At 64.3% G+C, this 1,241-nt stretch carries 1 protein-coding gene; it reads right to left on the reverse strand.

Annotation, left to right across the window (positions count from 1 at the left end):
- Window positions 1-5: 5 nt before the first annotated feature.
- A protein-coding gene (locus B8W67_RS20085) for an IS3 family transposase (protein ID WP_109561855.1) occupies window positions 6-1,171 on the reverse strand; the annotation gives its coding sequence in 2 pieces (ribosomal slippage) (window positions 6-884 and window positions 887-1,171; 1,164 coding nt in all).
- Window positions 1,172-1,241: the final 70 nt, after the last annotated feature.

Consider the following 1,241-nt stretch of genomic DNA (forward strand, 5'->3'; position numbering starts at 1 on the left):
TTTGGTCACGCGGCCTGACTGGCCGGTGGGGTCATGATTGCTTCGAATTCGATGGGGGTCAACCGGCCGAGACCGGTCTGGCGGCGCCGGCGGTGGTAGGTGCGTTCGATCCAGGTGACGATCGCGATCCGTAGCTCGTCGCGGGTGTTCCAGCGGCGGCGGTCCAGGACGTTCTTTTGCAGCAGGGAAAAGAAGCTCTCCATGGCGGCGTTGTCGCCGGCGGCCCCGACGCGCCCCATGGATCCGACCATGTCGTAGCGACCCAGTGCGTGCACGAATTTCCTTGACCTGAACTGAGATCCGCGATCCGAATGCAGTATGCAGCCAGCGACCTCACCGCGGCGGGCCACCGCACTGGCCAACGCTGTGGTGGCCAGCCGAGACTTCATGCGGGAGTCGATGCTGTAGCCCACGATCCGATTGGAGAACGCGTCCTTGACCGCACAGAGGTAGAGCTTGCCTTCGCCGGTGTGGTGTTCAGTGATATCACTGAGCCACAACTGATTTGGCGCATCGGCAGTGAAGTCACGGCCGACCAGATCGTCATGCACCGGTGGACCAGACTTGCCGTTCTTGCCGCGTTTCCGTTTGCCGAACGCACTCCACCAGCCGTTGTCCGAACAGATCCGCCACCCGGTCCGATCGGCCATCGGCTGGCCGACGTCGCCGGCCTCATCGACCAGGAAGCGATACCCGAACTCCGGATCGTCGCGATGGGCGTCGAACAGGGCGTTCGCGCGGTAGGCCTCGACGAGTTCAGCCTCGGTGACCGGCTGGGCCAGCCAGCGGTAATACGGTTGGCGGGCGAGCTTGAGTACCCGGCACGTCACCGCGACGGGGATTCCGTCGGCGGCGAGCTCTTTCACGAGCGGGTAGAGCCTTTTCCCGGCAGGTTGGCCTGCGATAGATACGCCGCGGCCCGGCGAAGGACCTCGTTTTCCTGCTCCAGCAGACGGTTGCGGCGGCGCAGTTTCCGCAGTTCAGCGGATTCGCCGGTGGTCTTGCCGGGCTTGGCACCCTCGTCGATGTCGGCCTGACGGAGCCATTTCTGCAGCGTCATCGGGTGCACTCCGAAATCGGTGGCGATCTGCTCGATCGTCACCCCGTTATCGCGGTTGCGGGCCACACGGACAACGTCGTCGCGGAACTCACGGGGATAGGGCCTTGCCATGGGGACATCCTTCCAGCCCGCCCATCGTGGGCAAGCCAACTCAGATGTCACCTGATCGTGCAGCAGACCC

This window comes from Mycolicibacillus koreensis (assembly GCF_002104795.1).
Taxonomy (GTDB): Bacteria; Actinomycetota; Actinomycetes; order Mycobacteriales; family Mycobacteriaceae; genus Mycobacterium; species Mycobacterium koreense.